Source organism: Enterobacter cloacae complex sp. 394I7 (assembly GCF_057320345.1).
In genome coordinates, this window is the sequence record NZ_JBXWCR010000008.1 from 136,411 (window position 1) to 155,972 (window position 19,562).

The following is a 19,562-nucleotide window of genomic DNA, read 5'->3' on the forward strand; positions in this document are numbered from 1 at the left end:
TAAATCGGCAATACGGACGAAACAATGAAACAACACGAAACGGCAGATAATTCTCAAGGCCAGCTCTATATTGTACCTACTCCTATCGGGAATTTATCTGATATTACCCAACGTGCGCTTACCGTATTGCAGGCTGTTGATTTAATTGCCGCTGAAGATACCCGACATACTGGCTTACTGCTCCAGCACTTCGCCATTAGCGCGCGTTTGTTCGCGTTACACGATCACAATGAGCAACAAAAAGCCGAAACGTTGGTGGCGAAGCTGAAAGAGGGGCAGAACATTGCCCTGGTCTCCGATGCGGGTACGCCGCTGATTAACGACCCCGGCTACCATCTGGTGCGTACCTGCCGTGAAGCCGGGATCCGCGTGGTGCCGCTGCCTGGCCCATGTGCGGCTATCGCGGCGCTGAGCGCTGCGGGTCTGCCTTCCGACCGCTTCTGCTATGAAGGTTTCCTGCCTGCCAAATCCAAAGGCCGACGCGACGTGTTAAAAGCGCTGGAAGCTGAACCGCGCACCCTGATTTTCTACGAATCTACGCATCGCCTGCTGGAAAGCCTGGAAGATATGGTGACCGTCTGGGGGGAAGCCCGCTACGTGGTGCTGGCACGCGAGCTGACCAAAACCTGGGAAACCATTCACGGCGCACCGGTAGGAGAACTGCTGGCGTGGGTGAAGGAAGACGAAAACCGCCGCAAGGGCGAGATGGTGCTGATTGTCGAAGGACATAAGGCGCAGGAGGACGCATTGCCTGCCGATGCGCTTCGTACACTTGCGCTGCTGCAGGCTGAACTGCCGCTCAAGAAAGCGGCTGCGCTGGCGGCAGAGATCCACGGCGTGAAGAAAAACGCACTGTATAAGTATGCGCTGGAGCAGCAGGGGTAATATATCGGCCCGGCAATCACGCCGGGCCAGTTAATTTTACTTCGCGGGAATGGCCTCGTACACCAGCGTTTCCAGCGGCTGCAGCGTAATCACCACGGCCTTTTGATACTCTCCTGGTACGGTTGTGTTACTGCCGTACACGGCGTTCAGACTGAACTGCGTCATGCCCCCTGTCGGGATTTCAAAGTCTTTTGCCAAATCCAGATAATAGCTTTGCGGCTTATCTGACGGGTTTCGCAAGCCCAGAATGGCTTTGTCTTTGCTCCAGGAGGCCCAGCCGTAAACCTCAAGCGCCGTCGGGTCGCCACCGATCCAATGCGTATCCACTAGCACGCTGGCGTTATTTCGCGCCCATTTTGCTGCCTGCGCCAGGGTGTCCCATTTCGCCTTATTCAGCATTGATGGCGTGATATATAACTCCTGCAGTTGCGTCCCCGTGGCGAAGTAGCTCCAGACCTGATCGGCAAAATCGCTGTCCGTTTGCACCTTCTCCAGTCCGTAATAGGCATTTTCCGCGCTGACTATCCCGTGGTACATCAGCGAGTTCAGCGGGAACAGTGGGCCTTTACGCACAATAGAGCGGTATGTTTCAGCATCGCGGTAGGTCATCCACTGCTGTACCGGCGTGCCGGGGCCGTAAAGGTTGATGTCATCCCCCTGACGCCAGATGGAGTCGGCATAGAACAGCCAGGACGGGCTGGCGTCGGTACCCGTTGTCAGGTTGATAAACAGATTGGGGTTTGCGCTGCGCATGTTATGCAGCAGGGCGATAGACGCATCAAAATCGGACGCGAACTGGCTGCCAGTAATATGCGAGTTGGCGTTGCCCATCCCGTCGAGCTTAAACGAGGTGATATGTTCGTTTTTAATCAGCTTGATGATCTGCTCATTGAAGTTTTTGAAGTAGCGCGGGCCCGAGAGAGCCAGCTTCCCGTCTACCGTTTCGAAGCCGTACTCTTTGGCGTGGGAGACGCGAATATCGCGCGGCTTATTATAACCTCCCCACGGTGAGAGCCACAGCCCGACGGAGCTGTGCAGACTGTCCGCTTTTTCCCTGACCTTACCAAAGCCGTGGCTGAAGGCCGGGCCAAACAGCCAGCGTCCGGTACGATCGTCCCAGCCATCGTCCAGCAGGAATGCATCCAGCGCCACGCCGCGTCCGGTGATAAATTCTTTATTCCACTCATCCATCCGCCCCAGCACATCCTGTTCGGTGTAGGGGTTAAAGAAGCCGATATCCATCCAGCTGTTGTAGTGCAGATAGGGTTTGTACGCCCGTGGGCGCACGGCGTCGATAAACTGGTTTACGCTACGGCGCAGCTGGCTGGTTTCCGGGAACGTGCCAAAGTAGGTGGTAAAGCTAACCGGTGCGTCAGGCTGAACCGGCGTTTTCAGCTCCACGTTCAGATTGGTCGTCGCTTCATAGGCATACGTATTCACGATTGGCTTATCCGGCAGGATAAAGAACGAATCAGCAATAATGGGCGAGCTGTTGATGGCGCCATCAACGTACGGCGCCTGAGACTGCTTTTTCGTCGGGAAGAAGGTGATTTTCGCCACCTCTCGCGGCTGGCCGACGGCCGCAATGGTGTAATCAATACTGGCATATTTTCCCTTCACCAGATTCAGCTTCACCGTCACGTTAAAATCCGGACGGGTGAAATCAATGACAATCGCGTTGTCCTGTTTTTCTACATGCTTAATTGTAAAGTCTGCAGTATGAATTTTGGTTTCATCCGGCAGGGTCAGAAAGAACAGCTCCTGCGGCGTAAGCGGATGGTTAGCCGTTTTGTCTTTCACTACCACCGTTGAACTGGCGTCATCAAACGAGAGGGCAATGGAGTCGTTATCGAGCGCGTATTGCGCTGCCGCCGCGCCATGAGAAACACACAAGGCAAGCATCGAGAGTGTGAGCACTTTTTTCATCAGGGTAAGATCCTTATTAGTAATGCTTCAGCATTCGGGTGATGGACTGCTCCAGCCAGTAGCGCTGGGTGCCGAAATTAATGCGCAGGTAGTGTTCGCCGTTTTGAACGTAGTGGCTGCCATCTTCGAGGACGACGCCAGCCTGATGGGCGAAATGTCGGGTCAATTCAGTGGCGCTACGTTCATCTGCGCTGACGTCAACCCAGGCCAGATACGATGATTCCGGGTTCATCATTTTCCAGGCCGGGAAGTGGGTCTGGATGGCCTCTGCCAGATAGCCAGCGTTACGGCGCAGATAACCATTCAACGCGTCGAGCCACGGCAAACCATGCTGGTAGGCAAGAATAATTCCCCATATCCCGAATATATTGGGTGAGGTGATGGCGTTCTTCTCAAGCTGGTGGCGAAAGCGCTGGCGCAGGGTGGCATCCGGAATGATGGCGTAGGAGGTTTTCAGCCCGCCAAGGTTGAACGCTTTATTCGGGGAGGTCAGCAGGATCAGATTGTCCTGCGCCGCGCAGCCGGATGCCACACAGCTGACGAAATGACCGTCCAGAATATGTTCGGCGTGGACCTCATCAACCATCAGAAGGGTGCCGTAGCGTTGACAGAGGTCTGAAACCTGGCGTATCTCATCGGCGTGCCAGATCCTGCCGGAAGGGTTATGCGGCGAGCAGAAGAACCACAGTTTTGGACGGTATGTTCTGAGCTGTTCTTCCACCAGATTAAAATCAAGCTGGTAGCGATTTTCCCTCACGCTCAGTGGGTTTGCCAGTATCGCTACCCCCTGACGCTGGGCGGCCATGGCAAACGGATCGTACACCGGTGTGTTCATCATCACCGTGTCGCCAGGTTTACAAAACGCCTGAACCGTATAATGCAGCGTGGAGACGGTACCGTACGTCAGCGTGATCCACGATTTATCGACGTCAACCTGATGACGTTCGCGCTGGAAGGCGATAACCGCATCGTAAAATTCGTCAAAGCACCAGGTGTAGCCGAAGGTGCCATGCTCCACGATGCGCTGGAAACCTTCTGTCACGGCAGGTGGGGAGGTGAAATCCATATCGGCAATCCACAGCGGGATAAAGCCTTCAGGCACATCACCAAAGCGCGAGCGGACAAAGGCGTGATCCCATTTTCGACACCGGTCGCTTTTACGCTCAATGATTTCGTCAAAATTAAACACCACAACCCCCTGTTAAATTAAGGCTTCAATGCCGGTTTTTACGCTTTGCACCTGCGGGCCGATGATCACCTGGACGCTGTGCGCATCCAGCACCACGACGGACAATGCACCGGCCTCTTTTAACGCCTGCTGGTCGATCAGACTCATGTCTTTCACCACCAGACGCAGCCGGGTAATGCAATTATCAAGCGACTCGATGTTCTCTTTACCGCCGAGCGCACGCAGGATAAGCCCATGATCGTATTTCGATTTTCCGCGTGCCCGGGTATTGGCCTCGACGGCCTGCTGTGCACCCTGGGTGTCCACTTCACGGCCCGGCGTTTTAATATCGTGTTTGAGGATGTACCAGCGGAAGACGAAGAAGTAGAGGGCAAACCAGGCAATGCCTACCGGGAATACCAGATACCATTTGGTCGACATCCCTTGCATGACCCCGAAGATAAGCAGGTCCAGAATGCCGCCGTCGGTGTTGCCGATGGTCACCCCCAGCAGAGCCATGACCATCAGGGCCAGGCCCGACATCACAATATGGAAGGCGTAAAGGGCAGGAGCGATAAACAGGAACAGGAATTCAATTGGCTCGGAGATCCCAGTGACGACGGAGACCAGCACGCCGGAGAGCAGCAGGCCTTTAATCACCGGGCGGTTTTCCGGGCGGGCCGTGCGATAGATGGCGTATGCCACCGCCGGTAAGCCGAAGATAAAGGTCGGCATAAAGCCCTGCGACAGGAACGCGGTAACGTGCGGGCTGAACGGCAGACCCGCTTTCAGTTCGGCGTAGAAAATGTTCAGCGCCCCGGCGACTTCATGACCATTGACCATCTCAATACCGCCCGCGGGCGTGAAGCGCACCATCGCCAGCAAAATATGGTGCAGGCCAAAGGGTTTGAGCAGTAGTACCCCCACGCCGTAGAGGAACGGGCCGAACACGCTGGTGCTCTGGATAATATGGCCAATCCCGGTAATGCCCAGCGCAACGTACTCCCACAGCAGGGGAATAAACAGCCCCACCAGTGAGAGGGTGAGGGCGGTGATAATCGGCACAAAACGAATGCCGCTAAAGAAGGCGAACGCGTCGTGTAAAACGGTGTCCTGAAAACGTTCGTGCAGGAAAAAGGTAATGACCCCAACCACGATACCGCCCAGCACACCCATCTCCAGGGTTTGAATGCCCAGCACCATCGATTGCCCGACTTGTCTCATGGAGGCGGCATCGGCAAGCTGGTGGGTCGCAATCAGGTAATAATTGATGCTCATGTTCATCAGCATATAGCCAACAAACCCGGAAAAAGCGCCCACTGCTTTGTTGCGTCTGGCCAGCCCCATTGGGATCGCCATGGCAAACATGAGGGGAAGATAGGTAAAGGCGAAGCCGCCGACCATGGCAATAAAGCCAAAGGTGAGCTGAGTTAATTCGCCGCCCAGAAAGGGGAAACTTTTGAGGGTGGAGGGGCTGGTAACAGAACTACCGATACCCAGCAATAACCCCATAAAGGCCAGAAGGGAGACCGGGAACATAAAGGTCTTTCCCAGGCTCTGAAAAAACTCCCACGCTTTCGATTTAAACGACTTTTCCTGTGTCATGTAGGGACTCCTCGGAATTATTTATCGTAATGGAAGGCGCTGTCTGGCTTAAGGACGCGCCTTCATATTTGCGAGGCTTATAGTTATTTTTGAGTTATTGATGTTCTATGCGATGAGATCAGGCTTCCGCCGGGAGCAGCAATCGGTTCGCCGAGCCGCACACGGTGATTTTGCTTCTGACCACGTCTTTCATGGCATCCATGCCAACCCGCATGTAGAAACGCGGATCGTTGCCCTGCGGGTTCTCAGCAAACCAGGCCTTAACGGCGCCAGAGAACGCAATTTTTAGCTCGGTTGCCACGTTCACTTTGCAAACGCCTAGCTCTATGGTGCGGCGAACATCGTCATCCGGCACATCACTCGCCCCGTGCAGCACCAGCGGTACGCTCACCACGTCGCGGATTTCAGCCAGCCGCCGGAAGTCGATTTTCGGACGTTTGGTATAAAGACCGTGGGCGGTTCCGATGGCCACGGCCAGGCTGTCGACGCCGGTCAGCGCAACGAAGCGTTTCGCTTCCTGCGGGTCGGTCAGAAACGCGCTTTCAGCGTCCACGCTCATGTCATCTTCCACGCCGCCCAGGCGGCCCAGTTCGGCTTCAACGCTGCAATCGTTGAGGTGGCAGAAGTCGACCACTGATTTCACCAGCTTTACGTTTTGCTCAAACGGATAGTGGCTGCCGTCGATCATCGCGCTGCGCACACCCGCGTTAACTTTGCGACGAATGTCGTCGAGCGATTCGTGATGATCGAGGTGCAGCGCCAGCGGCATCTCGTAAGTGGTGGAGTACGCGCTGCACAGGGCGTAGATCTCTTCCAGTGCAATGTGCTTAAAGGTGCCCGGCGTGCCCGCGAGGATCACCGGCGATCGCATTTCACTACACACTTCGAGGATCGCCTGGATCGTCTCCGCGTTATGGATGTTGAACGCCGGTACGGCATAGCCTTTCGCCTGGGCGTCCAGCAGAAGATATTTTGTCGAAATAATACTCATGATCGGATCCTCTTAAGCCTGCCACGGATGAATAACGACGCCCTGCACGACACGGTTAACCGTGCCGCTGGCGGACGGTGTATCCGGGGTATTGCCCACACGAAGTGACTGGGACAGAGCAAAGACCTGGGCGTACATCAGGAAGCAGAAAGCCTGCTCCATATCGATAAACGTGCGAGCAGGGGGCAGCAGGATATGCGGGCCAGCCTCAACGACCGGATCGGTTTCGGCGGCAATGGCCACCACGCGCATGGCCTGACGATCGCGGCGCAGCTCAGCAAGCAGATCCAGATCGTACAGCCGCGTATACGGATGGCTGGAGACAAACACCACCACCAGCGTTTCGCGATCCACCAGCGATTTAGGGCCATGGCGGAAACCGGTTGGGGAATCGTAGAACGCCGCCAGCTTGCCTGCCGTCAGCTCCAGCACCTTCAGCGCCGATTCACGAGCGGCCCCCTGCAGACCCCCGCTTCCCAGATAGACGATCCTTTTCCACGGATCGTTGCCAAAGACGCTCTGGCTGAAATCGCCCAGTGACGTGAGGATCGTCTGGCAGCGTTCGGCCACATCGCGGAAGGTATGGCTGTTGATCGTCTCCGGGGCGAAGACTGCCAGGCAGCTTGCCATCATGGTGGTAATGCTGCTGGTCATCGCGAACCCGCGATCGTGTGTTTCGGCAGGCATCAGCAGCGCATACGCGTTATCGCTGTTTACCGCGGTCTGATAAAGGCTTCCCGCCTCATTACAGGTGATCGACAGGTGGTAGCACTCCGGCACACACTGGTTTGCCAGTTCAACGGCGGCTACGCTTTCCGGACTATTGCCGGAACGGGCAAACGACACCAGCAGCAGCGGGTGTGCGGCGCTCAGGTAGTCCATCGGATTCGTGACCAGATCGGTCGTCGGTACGGCGGTAATGTTTTTCCCGGTGTGGCTGGCGAGCCAGGGCGAAATGATGTCGCCGATAAAGGCCGAGGTGCCTGCCCCCGTCAACACGATCCGCAGCTCGCGCTTGCGCAGCAGCGGCGTCAGGAAGTTATCGATCGACGCGCGCAGGTTATCGATATTGTTGAGTGAGCGGATCCAGCTGGCAGGTTGCTGGCGGATCTCTTCTTCGGTCCATGTGCCGGTGGTGGCGGTAGTGTTGGTTTCTGACATAACTCAGTCCTTAGTCGTGTGAATTCCACATCAGACGCTGGCAAACGTGTCGCTATCTTTCGTTTCGTTTCACTTGTTCACTTAAGCAGTTAAATAAAATCTATAGAAAAGAAATCGAAAGTTCAATGAAAGAAAAGAAATAAAACGAAAAGTGTGATCGGCAAAGAAAAGGCATTGATTAAGGAAAAGAAAAGAAAGACCTTGCGATCGCTTGCCGCAAGGCCCAATAACGGGACAATGAAAGGTCTAAAGGGGAAGAGCCAAACCCTGGATCCAGATCTGCTGAAGGTATAAGCCTTCATCCAGCGCAATCATATTGGCACGCTTGCCCGGTTTTAATGAACCGAGCTGGTGATCAATACCCAGCAATCGGGCAGGGTGCAGCGAGGCCATATGGATCGCATCCGCTGGCGTTATTCCCGCCTGCGCCACCATATTGCGCACGGCGGCATCGAGAGACAGCGTGCTGCCTGCAAGCCCACCGGAAGCGGTGCGTACCACCCCACCGTGCATGTTGACCTCGTCGCCACATAGCCTGTAACGTCCGTCGGGCATCCCTGCGGCCTGCATGGCATCGGTAATCAGAACGATCCGCTCTTTGGCACAGCAGGCGCACAGCCGCAAAGCACCCGGGTGAACGTGATGCCCGTCGGCAATCAGTTCCAGCCATGCCCGCGGGTCCGTCAAGCCTGCACCGACCATACCGGGTTCACGATGATGGAGCCCGGTCATGCCGTTATAACAGTGCACTAACCCATCAGCGCCCGCCTCAAAAGCGTCAAGCGTTTGATCGTACGTCGCGGCGCTGTGACCCAGCATGACCCGTATCCCACGCTGCTTAAGGTGGCGAATGGCCTGCAACGCACCGGGTTTCTCCGGTGCCAGAGCGACAACCCTGAGGGTGTGTTGCGATACTTCTATCAGCGAGTCCAGTTCGCTGACATCCAGCTCACGAAACAGCGCTGGCGGATGTGCTCCTTTGTTCTGTGGCGTAAAGTAGGGACCTTCAAGATAGCTGCCCAGTATCTGCGCGCCGGGACCCCCGGACATACAGCGCCGGGCGATGCGTGCGAGCGCCCGGTGGACAGTCTCCAGCGGTGCGGTGACGGTCGTCGGTAAAAAAGCCCCTGTGCCTTCACGCGCTTTATGCATCGCCAGCGTGTCCAGCACCTCTGGGGCATCATCCATCACGTCCACACCCGCGCCACCGTGAACGTGGGTATCGATATACGCCGGGCAAAGCTGGTCGGCATCCCGGGCATGCACGCCAGCTGGGATCGGCTCGATGGCGGTGATAATTCCGCTCTCCATGCGTAGCTGGTGATCGTCCAGCCAGCCCCGCTCGGTCAGCAGCCGACGCGCGCGCAGTACCTGGCTCATATCCCTTCCTCAGCGGGGGCTTCCTCACGACAGCGCCCCAGCTCATCCACCAGGCTGGTCAGGCCTCGATGCCCGCATTCCAGGGCCTGCAGACGAAAGGCTTCGCTGCTTAACCCGTCGCGCTCCAGCACCATCTCAAGCAACAGCTGCAGGTTTGTACCGGTAATCACTTCGCTGCCGGGTCTTTTCATGGCGAGTGTTGATGCCACCCGGAACGGCGTCCCCCCGAGCAGATCGGTGAGAAACACAATATCGTGCTGCCCGTCCAGTTCACTGACTGCCTGTTCAAGCTGCGCGGTCAGCCGCGCGGTGGTGGAGCTTTCAGGAAAATCGATGGCGATAAACTGCGGCTGCTCGCCGAGGATTTGTTTCATCGCCTGTTCAAGCCCGCTGGCAAACCCGCCGTGACCCGTCAAAATAATGCCTAACATTGCGACCTCTTTGCTTTACAGGAAGTGACAGAACTTACCGACAACCCCCAGCACAACGGTGATACCGATCAGGCGCAGTGGGGTCCAGCCGCGACGAACCAGCCAGAACATGGTCAGGGTATAGACCAGCGGCAGGAAAGCGGGCATCAGTTTGTCGATAACATCGGCTTGCAGCTTGACCACCGCATCCCCGGCCTTGATTTCAAGCGTGGTGTTGAGACGTACGTAGGTTGCCACCAGCGCGCCAATGACCGTCATCCCCACGATGGAAGCCGCGTGGCCGACCTTTTTGGTATTGGCTTTAATCAGCGGGATGGCTGCCACACCCATCCGGTAGGCGTAATGTGCCAGGCCAAAACGCAGGCCAAGATGCACTACGTTAAACAGCACAATAAAGACCACCGCACCCAGTATGGAGCCTTGCAGGGCAAGGCTTGCGCCGATCCCGCCGCAAATTGGCAATAGCGTAAGCCAGAACATGGCATCGCCAATGCCGCCAAGCGGTGCCCCCACGGCGATCTTGGTGCTCTGGATACTGTTGACATCCTGCTTGGAGCGCTCCATCGCCAGGATGATGCCAATGACAAATGTCACCAGAAATGGATGCGTATTGAAGAAGCCCATATGGCCTTTCATGGCGCGGGCCAGATCCCGCTTGTTGGTATGGATCTTTTTCAGCGCGGGCAGGAGGCCATACAGCCAGCCGGAAGCCTGCATACGTTCATAGTTAAACGAGGCCTGCAGCAGCATCGAACGCCAGGCGACACGGTTAATATCCTTTTTCGTCAGCTCGGCACCAATATGTTGATCTTCATAGACGTTTTCATTCACGCCCGTGAGCAGCGTCTCTTCGTGGTCAGAAACGCCAGGCAGCGTAGTTTGATTAGATGCCATCTTCGAATTCCTCTTTCTGGGCTGCAGGTGTCGCCGGTTCAGGCGATTTACGCATCAGGTCAATCAGCGCCATTGCCAGCGCAGCCGCGGCAATCGCCAGCACCGGCAGTTTCAACCAGGCTGCGGCAACAAAGCCGATGATAAAGTAAGGGATATAGACGTTTTTCATCATGATTTTCAGCAATACGGCGAAGCCAATCGCGGGCATGATGCCGCCGGCGACGCCGAGGCCGTCAATCAGACGTTCCGGCAGCACATCAATGGCGGTTTTCGCGTGTTCAGCGCCAAAGTAGATCGGCAGGAAGGCACACAGAAAATAGAAGATACCGAGCGCCAGCAGTGCCAGATAGTTGACTCTTTCGATGCCGTTCGTGTCCGCATTGGCTGCCATGCGGTCACAGCGTGACATCACCCCGGACATGACGGAGAACAGGAAAGTGATCCCCATCTGTACCGCAACCGCAAACGGGACGGCGACCCCAACGGCGACATCCGGCTTCACACCGGTGCTGATCGCAAACGTGGTGCCGACAATCGTGCCGATAATGACGTTTGGCGGTTGCGCGCCGGCCAGCGGAGCCAGCCCCATCCAGACCAGCTCCAGCGTACCGCCCGTTAAAATACCGGTGTGCAGATCGCCCAGAATGAGGCCAACCAGCGGCCCGAGCACCACCGGGCGGTGCATGTGCGTTAACCCGTTAAACATATCCAGGCCCGCGATAAAGGCGAGAATGCCCAGCGCGAATGCCTGCAAGAGACTAATTTCCATTGTGAATCCCTCAGAGCAGTTTAAAGAGATCCAAAGCAGTCTCAGTCGGAACACCCTGAACGAAGCATCCCACTCCGGCGGCTTTCAGGCCGTTAAATGCGGCGATATCGTTCGCATCGACAGAGACCGTTTTGGCAATTTGTTTTTTGCCACTGGCGTAATGCAGGTTTCCTACGTTGATACGGGTGATGGGCACGCCGCCTTTGACCAGCGTCAGAAAATCCGCGGGTGATTTGCAGACCAGCAGAATTTTCTGGCGCTCGGCAGCGCGATGAATGTTGTCGATCACTTTTTGCAGCGACCAGAAACGCACGGCGATCCCTTCTGCGAGCACCATCTCCATCAGGTTTTGTTGAACCGGATCCTCAGCGACTTCATCATTAGCGACCAGCACCAGGTTGGCCCCCGCAAACCCAACCCATTGCACACCTACCTGACCGTGGATCAGGCGTTCATCGATGCGGCATAAGACAATGTTTGGCATAGCGCTTTCCTCTTTTTAATTATGCGTTTTGAGTCGTTACGCCTTCGCAGGCGGCATGGTACTGCTGGAGTATGTCCTGAATGTGGTCGAGGATGAGGTCCCGTGGTGTCGACTTGAGAGCACCCTCGCGAACTTTGCTGTACTGCAACGGCAGGTACTGGCTGATCAGCGGCAGCGGGATCGGTTCGTCTGCCAGGTTGCGTACCAGTCGCGCAAAGGCTTCGTCGATCTGGCTGTCCGGCCAGTAATAGCGCACCCGATCGGAGTAGCTATACCCGCGTGCCAGGCGTCGCGCATTGCCATCACCGTGATAATGGCTTTGCCAGTATTCGGGGCGATCGAGCATCACGTTTTCCAGGACATGACGCAGGCCCGAACAGGCTTTTGCAGGCAGCAACTCTTCTTCAATGGCGGCCAGCGAGAACAACGCTTCACGCAGGGCAAAGGTCAGTGCCGGGCCAACTTTGAGGATGGCGAAGTGATCTTTCACCAGCTGGCGCAGCGCCTGCGGTGTCTGGTAGTCGGTAGAGTGCGCTTCAAATATCAGCGTGTCGTAAGCTTCAACCATATGACTCAGGGCGACGGCGTTTTGCGGTTGATAGTCACACACATGTGCGTGGTCAAACTCAACGCCAGGCTGAACCACCAGGCCAATAATGCGTGGCCAGATGTCGCTTAACCCTTCTTTCTCGAACGCGTGGCGGTGAGCTTCAAGGGTGGCACGCGCGGCTTCTGGGGTCGTGACGGCAAGCTCGGTGAGCGTTTCATGCGCGCCGCCCGGAACCGGCACTTCCGTACCGATGACATAGACCAGGTCAGCGACATCAGCGTGCGCCAGGCTGGTTTTCTCCGCAATTTTCGCCAGGCGCGCCGCGCGCTCGGCAACGATGGCGTCGGTTAACGGTACTGGATCGTCTTCGCAGGACATGCTGCAGTCGAGGTGGATCTTTTTAAACCCGGCGGCGACATAGCTTCTGATCAGATCTTCGGCATTCGCCATCGCCTGCCGGGCAGGCAGGTTTTGCCAGCGGTTTGGCCCTAAATGATCGCCACCGAGGATCAGTTGCGATGTCGGGAAACCAAGGGATTCCGCCAGCTTACAGACGAACCCGTGAAAATCGGCGGGCGTCATACCGGTGTAACCGCCAAATTGATCCACCTGATTAGAGGTGGCTTCAATCAGCAGCGTCGTGTGATGCAGTTGGGCGTAACGAATTGCGGCTTCAAGTACCAGTGGATGTGCGGAACAAACGGCATAAATCCCGTTCGCATTCCCCCGTTTATGTTGTTCCACCATTTCTGTCAGATGTTTCACTTTCCTCTCCATTTCGGATGGTGATGGTTTTCATCTTTCGTTTTGTTTCATTTAATCCTGCATCATGGTGGTATAAAAATAAAACGAAAGATAATAGTTTTCCGATCTGTTTCACAAAAGAAACATAATGAAAGGTTTCAGCGACGAGGGAGTGCGCTGACTGGAAGCAGGCAGGGCTTGCATTCCCATAAAAGAAAGGCGTTAATAGACAAAACGAAATGAAACGAAAGACCATTTATTAAGGAGCTCGCATGAGCAGCACCGATTCATCCGCGGAGAAGCGCGTCACCGGCACCAGTGAAAGGCGAGAGCAGATCATTCAGCGGTTGCGGGCACAGGGAAGCGTGCAGGTTAACGATCTTTCTCATTTATATGGCGTTTCCACGGTGACGATCCGTAACGACCTGGCGTTTCTTGAGAAGCAGGGCATTGCCGTTCGTGCTTATGGCGGAGCGCTGATTTGTGAAGGCAATGCGCCTGGCACTGAACCCTCCGTGGAGGACAAAAGTTCGCTCAATACTGCAGTTAAGCGCAGTATCGCGCAGGCGGCCGCCGCGCTGGTGAAGCCGGGTCATCGCATTATTCTGGATTCCGGAACCACGACGTTTGAAATCGCCCGTATGCTGCGTCAGCACACGGATGTTATTGCCATGACCAACGGAATGAACGTGGCGAATGCATTACTGGAAGCGGAAGGGGTGGAGCTGCTGATGACCGGTGGGCACTTGCGCCGCCAGTCGCAATCCTTTTACGGCGACCAGGCAGAGCAGTCCTTACAGAATTACCACTTTGATCTGCTTTTTCTGGGGGTCGATGCCATCGACCTCGATCGCGGCGTCAGTACCCACAATGAAGATGAAGCCCGACTGAACCGGCGGATGTGCGAGGTGGCAGAGCGTATTATCGTGGTCACTGACTCCAGCAAATTTAACCGTTCGAGCCTGCATAAAATCATCGATACCCAGAGAATTGATATGATTATCGTCGATGAAGGGATTCCGCCTGAGAGCCTGGAAGGGCTGCGTAAGAGCGGGATAGATGTGGTGTTGGTGAAGGGATAAGTTGCCCCCCTCTCTTTGGGAGAGGGGGAAAACGATCACGTCACCGGTGCCGGGTTAAACACCGCCAGCTGGTTATGTAACCCCCATTGATCGGAGAATGTCTTCTTACGGCCGCTTGCCACGTCCAGAATGAAGTGGAACAGCTTCCAGCCGACATCCTCAATACTCTCTTCGCCAGTGGCAATGGTGCCCGCGTTGATGTCCATTAGGTCATACCAGCGGTTTGCCAGCTCGGTACGGGTGGCCATTTTAATCACCGGTACCGCCATCAGCCCGTACGGCGTGCCGCGCCCGGTGGTAAAGACCTGCACCGTAATGCCGGATGCCACCTGCTGTGTGCCACAGACGAAGTCGCTGGCAGGGGTCGCGGCGTAAATCAGGCCGCGTCTGGTGGGGCGCTGGCCCGGGGAGAGCACTTCAACAATGGCGCTCTGGCCGGATTTGGCAATCGAGCCGAGGGCTTTTTCCACCACGTTCGCCAGACCGCCTTTTTTATTGCCCGGAGAGGGGTTGGCGCTGCGATCGGTTTGTCCCATGTCGAGATAGTTATCGTACCAGGCCATCTCCTCAAGCAGGCGTTTGCCCACCTCTTCATTGATGGCGCGTGGGGTGAGCAGATGGATGGCATCACGCACTTCGGTCACTTCGGAGAACATCACCGTGGCGCCACAACGGACAAACAGATCCGAGGCATGGCCCACCGCCGGGTTCGCCGTGACGCCTGAAAACGCATCGCTGCCGCCGCACTGAGTGCCTATCACCAGCTCTGACGCCGGGCAGGTCTCGCGCTGGCGCTGGTTCAGTTTTTCCAGATGGAGCTCCGCCACCTGAAGGATATCGTCAACCATTGAACGGAATCCGACGTGATGCGCATCCTGTAAACGAACAATGCTGGCCTCGTCGACCGGAATGGCATTCACATCTTCGGTGCCCTGCAGCAGACGCTCTGGCTGCAGCTTTTCGCAACCGAGACCAATGACCATCACTTCGCCACCGAAATTCGGGTTCAGCGCGATGTTATGGATGGTACGAATCGGTACCACGGCCGCCGGAGCATTGATGGCCACACCGCAGCCGTACAGATGGTTCAGACCTACCACGCCGTCGACATTCGGGTATTTCGGCAGCAGGTCGCGCTCAATGATTTTCACCACGTAATCCACCACGCCTGCCACGCAGTGCACGCTGGTGGTGATACCGAGCAGATTCTTGGTGCCTACGCTGCCGTCCGCATTCCTGTACCCTTCGAATGTGTACCCTTCCAGCGGGGGCAGTGGCTCAGGAACTCGGGTGGCCAGGGGGAGCGTGTTCAGCGGCGGCGCTTCGGGTAGCTCAACCAGCGACTCCTCAATCCAGCTCCCCTGAGGAATAGCGCGAACCGCATACCCGATAACTTCGCCATACCGCACGATTTCACCGTGGGCCGGGATATCCACCAGAGCGACTTTATGCCCCTGCGGAATATGTTCAGTCAGCTCCAGCCCATCCGGGAAACGAGTTCCCGCTTTTAGACCGTTGTCGTTAACAATTATCGCCACATTATCCGTGTCGTGAACTTTGATATAGAACGCCGTCGGCGACGCTTGTCGAATTTCAATGTCGGCCATTGTTCAATATTCTCCAGCAAAATGTCTGATAGTAAATGCAGCCAGGGGATGTTTATTTTCTTATCGCAGAAATAAAGACGCGGCTTGAGTCAATAAAGAATGTCAGGAGACGAGATATCAAAATGTGATCCCGATCGCTCCTTAAACCCGGCGCAGATGCCACCCGGCCAGCAATGCCTGATTCTGTGCATCAGCGCCCATCACGTTGTGCATATGCTCAAAATATTATCAAAACACGCCGCAATGCTTGAGCATTAAAACAATGTGCTGTTATGACGTGAGGATTATACTGAATGACGATTTTATAACGCCTAAATTAAGTCAGGAAATAAATATAACGCTGACGCTGCGTCTGAAAATATAAATATGAACCTGAATAAGACTGCGGAATTAAAAAGGTAAACGTGATGAATAATGATATCTTCCCGAATAAGTTTAAAGCGGCCCTCGCGGCGCACCAGATCCAGATTGGCTGCTGGTCCGCGCTGGCAAGCCCCATCAGCACCGAAGTACTGGGCCTGGCCGGTTTCGACTGGCTGGTGCTGGACGGCGAACATGCGCCGAACGATATCAGCACCTTTATTCCGCAGTTAATGGCGCTCAAAGGGAGCCATAGCGCGCCGGTGGTTCGCGTCCCGACCAACGAGCCGGTAATCATCAAACGTCTGCTGGATATTGGGTTCTACAACTTCCTGATCCCGTTTGTGGAAACGGAAGAGCAGGCGGTGCAGGCCGTGGCGTCAACACGTTATCCGCCGGAAGGGATCCGCGGGGTCTCCGTTTCCCATCGCGCCAACATGTTTGGCACCGTCCCGGACTACTTCACACAGTCCAACAGCAACATCACCATCCTGGTACAGATTGAGAGCCAGCAGGGGGTCGATAACGTCGACGCTATCGCTGCCACCGACGGTGTGGATGGCATCTTCGTTGGCCCAAGCGATCTTGCTGCGGCATTCGGCCATCTGGGCAATGCGGGTCATCCGGAGGTGCAGCGCGCTATTCAGCACATCTTTGCCCGTGCCAACGCGCACGGCAAACCGTGCGGCATTCTGGCGCCGGTTGAGGCTGATGCCCGCCGCTATCTGGAGTGGGGAGCGACCTTCGTTGCCGTCGGTAGCGACCTCGGCGTATTCCGCTCGGCCACGCAGAAGTTAGCGGACGCCTTTAAAAAATAACCATCATTGAGGAAACGAATTATGACGCTGAAAGTGGGTTTTATTGGCCTTGGGATCATGGGTAAACCCATGAGTAAAAACCTCATAAAAGCAGGTTACTCCCTGGTGGTTGCAGACCATAATCCGCAAGCCGTGGCCGAGGTGATTGCCGCAGGCGCAGAAAACGCAGCAAACGCCAAAGCGATTGCTGAGCAGTGCGATGTCATTATCACCATGCTGCCAAACTCCCCGCATGTGAAAGAGGTGGCCCTGGGGGAGAACGGCATCATTGACGGTGCCAAACCCGGCCTGGTGGTGATTGACATGAGTTCTATCGCGCCGCTGGCAAGCCGTGAAATCAGTGAGGCGCTAAACGCGAAGGGCGTCGATATGCTGGATGCCCCGGTCAGCGGCGGAGAGCCCAAAGCCATCGACGGCACCCTGTCGGTGATGGTTGGCGGCGACAAAGCTGTTTTCGATAAATACTACGACCTGATGAAAGCCATGGCGGGATCCGTGGTGCATACCGGCGATATCGGGGCGGGTAACGTCACCAAGCTGGCAAACCAGGTGATTGTGGCGCTGAACATTGCTGCAATGTCGGAAGCGCTGACGCTGGCCACCAAAGCGGGCGTTGACCCTGATCTGGTGTATCAGGCGATCCGTGGCGGCCTGGCGGGCAGCACCGTGCTGGATGCCAAAGCGCCCATGGTGATGGATCGTAACTTCAAGCCCGGTTTTAGAATCGACCTGCACATTAAAGATCTGGCGAATGCCCTGGATACCTCCCACGGCGTGGGCGCGCAGCTGCCGCTGACCGCCGCCGTCATGGAGATGATGCAGGCCCTGCGCGCGGATGGTCTGGGCACTGCCGACCACAGCGCGATTGCGTGCTACTACGAAAAACTGGCGAAGGTGGAAGTCTCTCGCTAATAAAAACGGACGCGGGAACGCGTCCGCTATTTTTGCCGAGTGCGGTAACAGGCGACAACTATGAAAATCGTAATCGCGCCAGATTCCTGGAAAGAAAGCCTTTCTGCCTCCGGGGTTGCTCAGGCGATTGAAAAAGGATTTCGGGAAATTTTCCCCGACGCACTTTATGTTTCGGTGCCGGTTGCTGACGGCGGGGAAGGTACGGTTGACGCGTTGATCGCCGCCACCCAGGGCACAGAACAGCATGCCAGGGTCACGGGCCCGTTGGGTGAACAGGTAAACGCCCGCTGGGGCATGTCCGGCGATGGCCGCACGGCATTTATTGAGATGGCCGCCGCCAGCGGTCTGTCACTGGTCCCGGCCACCCAACGTAACCCGCTCGTCACCACGTCCCGGGGTACCGGGGAGCTTATTCTCAGCGCGCTGGATAAAGGTGCCCGACATATCATTATCGGCATTGGCGGCAGTGCCACCAACGACGGCGGCGCCGGAATGATGCAGGCGCTGGGGGCCACGCTCCGCGACGCCAACGGCACTGAAATGGGTTATGGCGGCGGCAGCCTGATGGCGCTCAACAGCGTCGATCTCTCCGGCCTCGACGCCAGGCTAAAAGATTGCACAATCCACGTCGCGTGCGACGTCACGAATCCGCTGGTTGGCGAGAGAGGCGCTTCCCGTATCTTTGGCCCGCAAAAAGGGGCGACAGAGGAGATGATCCTCACTCTCGACGCTAACCTCAGCCACTATGCCGATGTGATAAAAAAATCTCTGCGAATTGACGTGAAACAGGTTCCCGGTGCGGGTGCCGCGGGGGGCATGGGGGCGGCGCTGATGGCCTTCCTCGGCGCGGAACTGAAGAGCGGTATTGAGATTGTCACCCAGGCACTTAACCTCGAAGAACATATTCACGACTGCACGCTGGTACTGACGGGCGAAGGGCGCATTGACAGCCAGAGCATTCAGGGCAAAGTGCCCGTCGGTATCGCCCGTATCGCCAAAAAATACCATAAGCCGGTAATCGGCATTGCCGGCAGTCTGACCCGGGATGTGGGGGTCGTGCATCAGTATGGCATCGACGCGGTATTCAGCGTGCTGAGTCGCGTCGAGTCGCTGGAAGAGGCTTACCGTGGGGCGTTTGACAATATTTACCGCGCCTCGCGCAATATCGCCGCCACTTTGCAGATAGGGATGCACGCCCAAGGGTGACAGCGGGGCACAAACCCTCTATACTGCGCGCCGAAGCTGACCAGACAGTCGCCGCTTCGTCGTCGTCCCCTTTCGGGGGGAGACGGGCGGAGGGGAGGAAAGTCCGGGCTCCATAGGGCAGGGTGCCAGGTAACGCCTGGGGGGGAAACCCACGACCAGTGCAACAGAGAGCAAACCGCCGATGGCCCGCGCAAGCGGGATCAGGTAAGGGTGAAAGGGTGCGGTAAGAGCGCACCGCGCGGCTGGCAACAGTCCGTGGCACGGTAAACTCCACCCGGAGCAAGGCCAAATAGGGGTTCACATGGTACGGCCCGTACTGAACCCGGGTAGGCTGCTTGAGCCAGTGAGCGATTGCTGGCCTAGATGAATGACTGTCCACGACAGAACCCGGCTTATCGGTCAGCTTCAACTTCTTACAAAACCCCGCTACGGCGGGGTTTTTGCTATCTGCACTAAATGAGATGAATGACTGTCCACTCCGCTTTCTATGAAAGAACGCGGCTTATCGGTCAGCTTCAACTTCTTACAAAACCCCGCTACGGCGGGGTTTTTGCTATCTGCACTAAATGAGATGAATGACTGTCCACTC

Annotated in this window: 17 protein-coding genes and 1 other RNA gene; 6 read left to right on the plus strand and 12 right to left on the minus strand. The window is 56.3% G+C overall.

The annotated features are described in order from the left end of the window. The first annotated feature begins 24 nt into the window (after nt 1-24). The gene (gene rsmI, locus AC2FAP_RS20890) at nt 25-885 is read left to right on the plus strand and encodes a 16S rRNA (cytidine(1402)-2'-O)-methyltransferase (protein ID WP_014171761.1); all 861 of its coding nucleotides are present in this window, start codon (nt 25-27) and stop codon (nt 883-885) included. Nucleotides 886-921: 36 nt separating this feature from the next. Here the strand turns inward: rsmI and AC2FAP_RS20895 are convergent, their stop codons facing one another. The 11 genes from AC2FAP_RS20895 to kbaZ form a co-directional block, all read right to left on the minus strand. Further along, nucleotides 922-2,811, minus strand: coding sequence for an alpha-galactosidase (locus tag AC2FAP_RS20895; RefSeq protein WP_063934256.1), 1,890 nt, complete (start codon nt 2,809-2,811; stop codon nt 922-924). 16 nt (nt 2,812-2,827) lie between these two features. After that, entirely contained in the window at nt 2,828-4,000 is a 1,173-nt protein-coding gene (locus tag AC2FAP_RS20900; RefSeq protein ID WP_485453012.1) for a MalY/PatB family protein, read from the minus strand. A 12-nt stretch (nt 4,001-4,012) separates the two neighbouring features. Then, nucleotides 4,013-5,584, minus strand: coding sequence for a maltose/glucose-specific PTS transporter subunit IIBC (malX, locus tag AC2FAP_RS20905; RefSeq protein WP_032679035.1), 1,572 nt, complete (start codon nt 5,582-5,584; stop codon nt 4,013-4,015). 118 nt (nt 5,585-5,702) lie between these two features. Continuing rightward, a complete protein-coding gene (kbaY, locus tag AC2FAP_RS20910) occupies nt 5,703-6,575 on the minus strand; it encodes a tagatose-bisphosphate aldolase subunit KbaY (protein ID WP_059306053.1) in 873 nt (290 codons plus the stop codon). Between the two features lie 12 nt (nt 6,576-6,587). Next, nucleotides 6,588-7,736: an SIS domain-containing protein gene (locus tag AC2FAP_RS20915; RefSeq protein ID WP_151887340.1), complete on the minus strand. Its 1,149-nt coding sequence runs from the start codon at nt 7,734-7,736 to the stop codon at nt 6,588-6,590. 246 nt (nt 7,737-7,982) lie between these two features. Beyond that, nucleotides 7,983-9,116 carry an N-acetylglucosamine-6-phosphate deacetylase gene (gene nagA / locus AC2FAP_RS20920; RefSeq protein WP_485453013.1) on the minus strand — a complete coding sequence of 378 codons (1,134 nt, stop codon included), beginning with the start codon at nt 9,114-9,116 and terminating at the stop codon, nt 7,983-7,985. Next, on the minus strand, nt 9,113-9,547 hold the full coding sequence (agaF, locus tag AC2FAP_RS20925; RefSeq protein ID WP_020883557.1) for a PTS galactosamine/N-acetylgalactosamine transporter subunit IIA: 435 nt from the start codon (nt 9,545-9,547) through the stop codon (nt 9,113-9,115). Before agaF ends, nagA begins: the two co-directional genes overlap by 4 nt. A 15-nt stretch (nt 9,548-9,562) precedes the next feature. Beyond that, a complete protein-coding gene (gene agaE, locus AC2FAP_RS20930) occupies nt 9,563-10,441 on the minus strand; it encodes a PTS N-acetylgalactosamine transporter subunit IID (RefSeq protein WP_025202940.1) in 879 nt (292 codons plus the stop codon). Next, entirely contained in the window at nt 10,431-11,210 is a 780-nt protein-coding gene (gene agaW, locus AC2FAP_RS20935) for a PTS N-acetylgalactosamine transporter subunit IIC (protein ID WP_020883559.1), read from the minus strand. The genes agaE and agaW overlap by 11 nt, the downstream gene beginning before the upstream one ends. A gap of 10 nt (nt 11,211-11,220) precedes the next feature. Continuing rightward, nucleotides 11,221-11,694, minus strand: coding sequence for a PTS N-acetylgalactosamine transporter subunit IIB (agaV, locus tag AC2FAP_RS20940; protein ID WP_485453014.1), 474 nt, complete (start codon nt 11,692-11,694; stop codon nt 11,221-11,223). A 19-nt stretch (nt 11,695-11,713) separates the two neighbouring features. Further along, complete coding sequence (gene kbaZ / locus AC2FAP_RS20945) at nt 11,714-13,009, minus strand: tagatose-bisphosphate aldolase subunit KbaZ (protein WP_485453015.1); 1,296 nt, start codon at nt 13,007-13,009, stop codon at nt 11,714-11,716. 251 nt (nt 13,010-13,260) lie between these two features. Here kbaZ and AC2FAP_RS20950 point away from each other — a divergent pair, with 251 nt between their 5' ends. Next, the gene (locus AC2FAP_RS20950) at nt 13,261-14,070 is read left to right on the plus strand and encodes a DeoR family transcriptional regulator (protein ID WP_020883561.1); all 810 of its coding nucleotides are present in this window, start codon (nt 13,261-13,263) and stop codon (nt 14,068-14,070) included. A gap of 35 nt (nt 14,071-14,105) precedes the next feature. Here the strand turns inward: AC2FAP_RS20950 and garD are convergent, their stop codons facing one another. Next, nucleotides 14,106-15,677: a galactarate dehydratase gene (gene garD / locus AC2FAP_RS20955; RefSeq protein ID WP_485453016.1), complete on the minus strand. Its 1,572-nt coding sequence runs from the start codon at nt 15,675-15,677 to the stop codon at nt 14,106-14,108. A gap of 407 nt (nt 15,678-16,084) precedes the next feature. On the opposite strand from garD, the gene garL reads away from it, so the two are divergent. The 4 genes from garL (at nt 16,085) to rnpB (ending at nt 19,384) form a co-directional block, all read left to right on the plus strand. Continuing rightward, nucleotides 16,085-16,855: a 2-dehydro-3-deoxyglucarate aldolase gene (garL, locus tag AC2FAP_RS20960; RefSeq protein WP_040018767.1), complete on the plus strand. Its 771-nt coding sequence runs from the start codon at nt 16,085-16,087 to the stop codon at nt 16,853-16,855. Between the two features lie 21 nt (nt 16,856-16,876). Beyond that, nucleotides 16,877-17,767 carry a 2-hydroxy-3-oxopropionate reductase gene (gene garR, locus AC2FAP_RS20965; RefSeq protein ID WP_485453017.1) on the plus strand — a complete coding sequence of 297 codons (891 nt, stop codon included), beginning with the start codon at nt 16,877-16,879 and terminating at the stop codon, nt 17,765-17,767. 60 nt (nt 17,768-17,827) lie between these two features. Continuing rightward, nucleotides 17,828-18,973, plus strand: a complete 1,146-nt coding sequence (gene garK / locus AC2FAP_RS20970) for a glycerate 2-kinase (protein ID WP_485453018.1) — start codon at nt 17,828-17,830, stop codon at nt 18,971-18,973. 32 nt (nt 18,974-19,005) lie between these two features. Then, nucleotides 19,006-19,384, plus strand: an RNA gene (gene rnpB, locus AC2FAP_RS20975) — RNase P RNA component class A. Nucleotides 19,385-19,562 lie beyond the last annotated feature (178 nt).